The organism is Amycolatopsis sp. NPDC001319, from assembly GCF_042896185.1.
In the GTDB taxonomy this organism is placed as follows: Bacteria; Actinomycetota; Actinomycetes; order Mycobacteriales; family Pseudonocardiaceae; genus Amycolatopsis.
In genome coordinates, this window is sequence record NZ_JBIAWY010000014.1 from 230293 (window position 1) to 236880 (window position 6588).

Below are 6588 nucleotides of genomic sequence, written 5' to 3' on the forward strand. Positions count from 1 at the left end.
TGCCCAGGTGTCGGGTACGACCCAGCGTCACCCCTCCTCACCCGGTGCACCCGCCGAAACCGGCGGAGTCCTCCGCAGCGCGTCGAGCACGACCTGCACCGCGGCGCGCTGCGGGGAGCCGCGGCGGACGGCGGCGGTGATGGTGCGCGTGACCGGTGCCGCGAGTTCGCGGGTGGTCACGCGGTAGCGGGGGTCGACGGCGAGGCCGGGCAGCAGGGTGATCGACAAGCCGGCCTCGACGTGCTGCAGGGCCAGCATGTAGTTGCTGAAGCGGCACACCGCGCGCGGCTCGAAACCCGACTGCCGGCACAGCCGCAGCGTCAGATTGGCCATGTAGGACTGCGGCAGGTCGAGCGACCACGGCTCGTCCGCGAAGGCGGCCAGGTCGACGGCGCCGCGGCGGGTCGCTGGGTGGTCGGGGGGCATGACCAGCACGATCGGGTCGGTCGCGAGGGGCACGAGGTCCACGTCGGGGTCCAGCGGCTGCTCGACGAAGTCCGTGGTCGTGATGATGAGGTCCGCGTCGCCGACGCGCAGGGCGGGCATGCTCTCGTGCGGTTCCAGCTGCAGCACCTCGACCTGCAGGTCCGGGTGCGCCGCGGCCAGCCGCGTCACCGCGGGCACGGCGAGCGTGTGGACGGCGCTCTGGAACGCGCCCAGCCGCACCAGGCCGGCGGGTTCGTCGCCGAGGCCGCGCAGCTCGGCCTCGACCGTGTCCATGTGGTCGAGCGTGTCCATGTGGTCGAGGATCGCCCGGGCCCGGCGCGCGAGGATCAGCCCTGCCGGGGTCAGGCGGACGTGGCGGCCGGTGCGTTCCAGCAGCTTGGTGCGCGTTTCGGTCTCCAGCACGGCGAGCTGCTGCGACACGCTCGACGCGCTCAGGTTCGACGCGCTCGCCACCGCGCGGATGGTGCCCAGCGTGTCGAGCCGGCTCAGCAGGCGCAGGCGCCACGGGTTCAGCACCATCCCATTGTGCGGCTCAGCCGAACAGAACGTCCGGAATTGTGAGCTGGACGTGTCGCTCGGCGCAGACTTACCGTCGGGGACATGGCTGCTCCGACCACTGTCCCGCTGTCCGCCGACACGTTCTGGACCGACGCCGAAGCCCACCTCGTGCGCTACGGCGGCGCGTTCACCCGCGAGATCATCGAACGCGCCGCCGGCAGCTTCCTCTACACCGCCGACGGCCGGAAGATCCTCGACTTCACCTCCGGCCAGATGAGCGCGATCCTCGGCCACTCGCACCCCGAGATCGTCGAGACCGTGCGCCGCCAGATCGGCACGCTCGACCACCTGTTCAGCGGCATGCTGAGCCGCCCGGTCGTCGACCTCGCGCGGCGGCTGGCCGAGACGCTGCCGGCGCCGCTGGAGAAGGCGCTGCTGCTGACCACCGGCGCCGAGTCGAACGAGGCCGCGATCCGCATGGCCAAGCTCGTCACGGGCCGGCACGAGATCGTGTCGTTCGCGCGGTCGTGGCACGGCATGACGCAGGCCGCCGCGTCCGCGACCTACAGCGCCGGGCGCAAGGGCTACGGCCCCGCGACACCCGGCAACTTCGCCATTCCCGCGCCCAACACCTACCGCCCCGACTTCACGCACGCCGACGGCACGCTCGACTGGCGCCGGCAGCTCGACTTCTCGTTCGACCTGATCGACGCGCAGTCCGTCGGCAGCCTCGCCGCGTGCCTGGTGGAACCGATCCTCAGCTCCGGCGGGATCATCGAGCCGCCGCCGGGGTATTTCGCGGCACTGCAGGAGAAGTGCCGCGAACGCGGGATGCTGCTGATCCTCGACGAGGCGCAGACGGGCCTGTGCCGCACCGGCACGTGGTACGCGTTCGAGCGCGACGGCGTCGTGCCGGACATCCTGACGGTGTCCAAGACGCTCGGCGCAGGCCTGCCGCTCGCGGCCGTGCTGACCAGCGCGGAGATCGAGCAGGAAGCGCACGAGCGCGGGTTCCTGTTCTTCACCACGCACGTCTCGGACCCGCTGGTGGCGGCCGTCGGCAACACCGTGCTCGACGTGCTGACCCGCGACCGGCTCGACGAACGCGCCCGCACGCTCGGCGCCTTCCTCCGCAGCGGGCTGGAGGAGATCGCCGGACGCCACGAGGTCGTCGGCGACATCCGCGGCCGCGGCCTGCTGGCCGGCCTGGAGCTCGTGGTGGACCGCGCCACCAAGGAAAGCTCGGACGCGCTGGGCGCTCTCGTCACCCGGCGCTGCCTGGAACTGGGGCTGCACATGAACATCGTGCAGCTGCCGGGCATGGGCGGCGTCTTCCGGATCGCGCCGCCGCTGACGGCGACCGAGGAGGAGCTCTCACTCGGACTGTCCATTCTGGGCGAAGCCATCGGCGACGCGCGCGCCGTGCTGTAGGACGGTGTGAGTGCCGGTTCGCCACCGGCACTCACACCGTCGATTCAGGACCGCTGCTCGGGCGGCACGTACTCGAACGTCGGCCCCGCCGTCGTCTTCCCGTCGCCGGTGGGCATCTTCATGAGCGCCTGGGCCTGCGCCTTCAGCTGGAACATCACGCCGACGGTGGCGCCCAGCCCGCCCGGGTTGCCGGTGAAGGCGTCCTCCAGCAGGTACAGCAGCAGGCAGTAGGTGTTGTCGAACTCCCCCTGCGCCCGGCGGATCGGGCTGTCCTCGGGGTGGTCGGCCGGGCTCGGGTTGCGGCGCATGGGCAGCACGCCGTCGAAGTCGACCTTGATCTCCTCGCCCGTCGGGCCGCTCTGCGGGGTGTCGCCCTCGGCGTAGCGGCGGCCGTGCTTGAGCTCCTGGAAGCGGTAGAAGTGGGCGACCTCGTCGCGTTCGGGGTGGAAGACGTCGCGGTCGCCGTCCCACACCTCGATGCGCGCGGCGCCCTCGCCCTGCTCCACGATCTCCGCGAGTGCGGCCAGCGCGGAATCCAGGTCGTGCACCGGAATCACGCTGCCGCCACCGCTGCGGAGGTGCATCTCACCGATCTGCCGCTTCGGGTCACCGGAGAACACGGCCTCCTCCCCCAGCTGTTCGCACAGGTTCTTCAGCCCGGCCTGCACGGCGGCGTAGAACTGCCCGATCGTGCGGTAGCCGTCGGCCTGCGGCGGCGCGTCGGCCGACTCGGGCTGCTCGATCCTCAGGAACAGCTCCAGCGCCTCCGCGCCGAACGGCACGAGGTTGACCTGCAACGACGGGTCCCCGTGGGGCAGCGGGTGCGGGTACGCGGGCAGCAGCTGCGGCGCGTCGAGCTTCGGCTCGCCGCCCACGGCGTTGAGCAGGTTCGCCGCGAGCGCCAGGTGCAGCATCTCCTCGGCCAGCACACTGCCGACGACCTGCGCGGCCTCGGCGTTGCGGCCCGGATCGAGCGAATACAGCGCGCACAGGTAAGGCGGGATCGTCGCGTGTTCGAGCTCGATCGCCCACTGCAGGTGGCGGCGGAGCTCGGCCACGCTGTCGATGGCGGGAGCGGGACTGGTGTCCATTTGTGCCTCTCGTCTCGGCGGGTCGCGAGTTCGGGTTCGGGTTTCGCGAGGCAGGACAAGACGGCGGGCGGATGTGTGACAGCTTTCCCCCGGACGGGGTGTCACCCCGGCGGGCCCGGCCCGGTCACCATGGGCACGAGGTCCGGCCGAGCCACGAGGTCAGAGCGGGAGCACCGGGTTTCAGACGGCCGTGGTGGCATGCGTCAAGCAGAGCGTGGCTGGTCCCACCCGCCGCCGGACCTCGCCGACGGTCCCGGCCCGGGTTGCCGCGCCGCCGGTGTCGTCAGCGCCAGCACGAGGATGCCGATCGCCACGGCCAGCCAGGGCAGTCCGTCCAGCGCGAACGCGCGCAGGGTGTCCGGACCGCCCTCGTACAGCAGGTAGACGTCGACCTCGGGCAGGACCGTCGCGGCGAACAGCTCCACGATGGCCAGGGCACTGCCGACGATCAAGCACATCCGCGCGGCCGGCCGGCTCCGCAGGACCGCGATCGCGCCGGCCGGCAGGACTCCCGTCACGGCCAGGTTGAGCACGACGGTCGCCCCACCGGAGACGACCTCGCCGTCCACGACGGCGATGAGCCCGCACATCGCGCTGATGAACGCGGCGATGCTGCAGATGATCGCCAGCACGCCGGTCACGACCGCCGTGCCTCCCGCCGGGCTCCGCGGGGCGCTTCGGACCGGCGCGGCCGGAAAGTGCGGACCGGGATACTGCGGATACGTCATGCCCTCCCCTTTGCGTTGTCCGGACATCGTGCCAGGCGATGGCGACCGGCCGCGCGTAAACGCCTTGAGTCCCACCGATCGGGGCCGGAAGAATGCCTCCGGTGCAAGCCCGCTACACCGGACGTCTCCGCCTCGAAGCGGTCGGCCCCGAGCTGGCCGACGATCTGTTCCGCCTCCACCAGGACCCGGGCATCGCCCGCTGGTACGGCGCATGGACGGCCGAAGACGCCCTGCGGACCGCCACGGAGATGGGCCGGTCCTGGCACTCCGACGGCGCCCACAAATGGCTCGCGTACGACCGCGCCGACGGCGTTCTGATCGGCCGCGGTGGCCTCTCCCGCACCCGCGACGGGCAGTGGGAACTCGGCTGGGCCGTGCGCGAGTCGTTGTGGGGCCGCGGCTACGCCACGGAAATCGGCCGGGCCGGCCTGGAGTTCGCCTGGGGCGAGCTGGCCGCGTCACGGGTCATCTCGTTCACCGAAGTCCACAACGGACGGTCGCGAGCCGTCATGGAGCGGCTCGGGTTCCGGTACGACCGTGACATCAGCCATCGCGGCGAGCCGTTCGTGTTGTACGTGCTCGACAAGCCTTGATTCAGCTCGCCAGGGTCGCAGACGGCCTACGCGGCCCGGGGTTCGATCCGCGTCCCGCTCGGGACCGTGACCGACAGGAGGTCGCTGGGGGCGTCGAGCTCGAGGCGGTGCCACCGTCCACACGGGACGACCGCCGCGGTGCCCGGGGTGAGGGTGGCCGGGGTGTCGTCGTCGCGCAGGTACAGGCGGAAGCCGCCGCTGAGGCAGCAGACGAGCTCGTCGGCGGCGGCGTGGATCTCCCAGTGGTCGGAGTGGACGTCGGCGTCGGTGGTGGCGTGGAAGGTCATCAGGTGCCAGTCGTCGGGCTCGCCGTCGACCGTGCGGGGTGTCGCGGCCGCGCGGCCGTCGGCGGTCAGGTGCAGGAAGGAGGTGAACAGGTCGATCGGGGTCATGGGTTTCCTTTCGGTGGTGGGTCAGTCGGTGAGGCCGCGGCGGAGGGCGTCGGCGAGTTCGGCGATCTGGCGCTGTGACACCTCGGCGGACAGGATCGCCTGCGAGCCGTGGAAGGTGCCGGGCCACTGGTGCAGCTCGGCGGAGACGCCCGATTGCAGCAGGCGCAGCGCGTACGTGATGCCCTCGTCGCGAAGCGGGTCGAACTCGGCGGTGGCGACGTACGCGGGCGGCAGGCCGGAGAGGTCGGCCGCCCGTGCGGGGGCGGCGTAGGGCGTGCCAGGGGCGCCGCCGAGGTAGTGGCGCCAGGTCGCGGCGAGCTTGTCGCGTGTCATCCACGGCGTGTCGGTGAAGGTGCGCGCCGACCAGGTGTCCTGGCGGTCGTCGAGCTCGGGCTGGTTGAGCAGCTGGAAGCGGATCGCGGGCCCGTGCTCGTCGCGGGCCCGCAGTGCGATCGCGGCGGCGATCCCGGCGCCCGCGCTGTGCCCGCCGACGGCGATGCGGGCCGGGTCGAGGCCGAGCTCCGCCGCGTTCTTCGCGGCCCAGGTCAGGGCCGCGTACGCGTCGTCCACGGCGGCCGGGAACGGGTGTTCCGGAGCCCGCCGGTAGCCGACGGAAATCACCACAGCGCCGGCGACGTCGGCGATGCGCGCGGCCCACGGGTGCTCCGTGTCGAGGTCGCCCATGACGAAGCCGCCGCCGTGCAGCCAGATGATCGCGCCCTGGGCCTGCCGCGGCCGGTACAGGCGCACGGGGACGTCGCCGTCGGCGGTGTGGTCCTCGACCGTGAGGCCCGAGGTGTCGGGCGGCGGCGCGGAGGCGGACAGGCCGGCGAGCTTCTCGCGGGCGACGACCGGATCGTCCAGGTCGGCGGGCGGGAACAGCGGGAGGAAGGCTTCGAGTTCCGGGTTCATGCCGACGATCCTGCCGCCGCCCGGGCGCCGCGTCGCCCGCCGGGCGTCGCGCGAAATCGCCTGATGACGCGACGCTCGCCGCGTACGCTGCCGGGTATGGAGGCGTTGGTCGTCCGGCTGTCGCAGCTGGACTCGGAGGCCGAGGGCGCGATCCGCGTCGTGATGTTCTACGACACGCTGATCCGCCGGCGCGTCGAGCTGGCCGCGCTGGCCCGGGCGTCGGCGGGCCTGGCCGAGTGCGTGGCCGGCATCCGGCTCGACGGCACCGGGCAGACGTTCCGCGTCGCCCCGGACGGCCCCGCGCCGTCGGCCGGCCACGCGTCGACCACGGTCGCCATCACGCTGGACGACGAGCAGATCGGCGCGGTCTGGCTGGAACGCCCGTCGCCACTGCCCCTAGATGTATTTGGCCAGGACGTTGGTAGCGGAAGGTTCTGGTTGACGTGGGGAGAACCTCCGGTTGAGGTGTGGCTTGTCTAGGACCCACGTCAACCGG

General features: G+C 72.2%; 8 protein-coding genes. 3 read left to right on the forward strand and 5 right to left on the reverse strand.

Annotated features, from left to right (window positions below; translation table 11 throughout):
* Positions 1-27: 27 nt before the first annotated feature.
* Positions 28-963, reverse strand: coding sequence for a LysR substrate-binding domain-containing protein (locus ACFY1H_RS40500; protein ID WP_386955488.1), 936 nt, complete (start codon positions 961-963; stop codon positions 28-30).
* Positions 964-1047: 84 nt separating this feature from the next.
* Here ACFY1H_RS40500 and ACFY1H_RS40505 point away from each other — a divergent pair, with 84 nt between their 5' ends.
* Positions 1048-2376, forward strand: coding sequence for an aspartate aminotransferase family protein (locus tag ACFY1H_RS40505; protein ID WP_386955490.1), 1329 nt, complete (start codon positions 1048-1050; stop codon positions 2374-2376).
* Between the two features lie 44 nt (positions 2377-2420).
* Here ACFY1H_RS40505 and ACFY1H_RS40510 read toward each other — a convergent pair whose 3' ends face one another.
* Together ACFY1H_RS40510 and ACFY1H_RS40515 are read right to left on the reverse strand one after the other, a co-directional pair.
* Positions 2421-3467 carry a ferritin-like protein gene (locus tag ACFY1H_RS40510; protein WP_386955491.1) on the reverse strand — a complete coding sequence of 349 codons (1047 nt, stop codon included), beginning with the start codon at positions 3465-3467 and terminating at the stop codon, positions 2421-2423.
* Between the two features lie 203 nt (positions 3468-3670).
* Positions 3671-4108, reverse strand: a complete 438-nt coding sequence (locus tag ACFY1H_RS40515; protein ID WP_386955493.1) for a hypothetical protein — start codon at positions 4106-4108, stop codon at positions 3671-3673.
* 188 nt (positions 4109-4296) lie between these two features.
* On the opposite strand from ACFY1H_RS40515, the gene ACFY1H_RS40520 reads away from it, so the two are divergent.
* Positions 4297-4788 (forward strand): GNAT family N-acetyltransferase, encoded by a 492-nt coding sequence (locus tag ACFY1H_RS40520; protein ID WP_386955495.1) that lies wholly within the window; start codon positions 4297-4299, stop codon positions 4786-4788.
* Positions 4789-4814: 26 nt separating this feature from the next.
* On the opposite strand, the gene ACFY1H_RS40525 is transcribed toward ACFY1H_RS40520, so the two are convergent.
* Together ACFY1H_RS40525 and ACFY1H_RS40530 are read right to left on the reverse strand one after the other, a co-directional pair.
* Positions 4815-5180, reverse strand: a complete 366-nt coding sequence (locus tag ACFY1H_RS40525) for a cupin domain-containing protein (protein ID WP_366578414.1) — start codon at positions 5178-5180, stop codon at positions 4815-4817.
* Positions 5181-5201: 21 nt separating this feature from the next.
* Positions 5202-6092, reverse strand: coding sequence for an alpha/beta hydrolase (locus ACFY1H_RS40530; protein WP_386955497.1), 891 nt, complete (start codon positions 6090-6092; stop codon positions 5202-5204).
* A 96-nt stretch (positions 6093-6188) separates the two neighbouring features.
* Here ACFY1H_RS40530 and ACFY1H_RS40535 point away from each other — a divergent pair, with 96 nt between their 5' ends.
* Positions 6189-6572 (forward strand): hypothetical protein, encoded by a 384-nt coding sequence (locus ACFY1H_RS40535; RefSeq protein WP_386955499.1) that lies wholly within the window; start codon positions 6189-6191, stop codon positions 6570-6572.
* Positions 6573-6588: the final 16 nt, after the last annotated feature.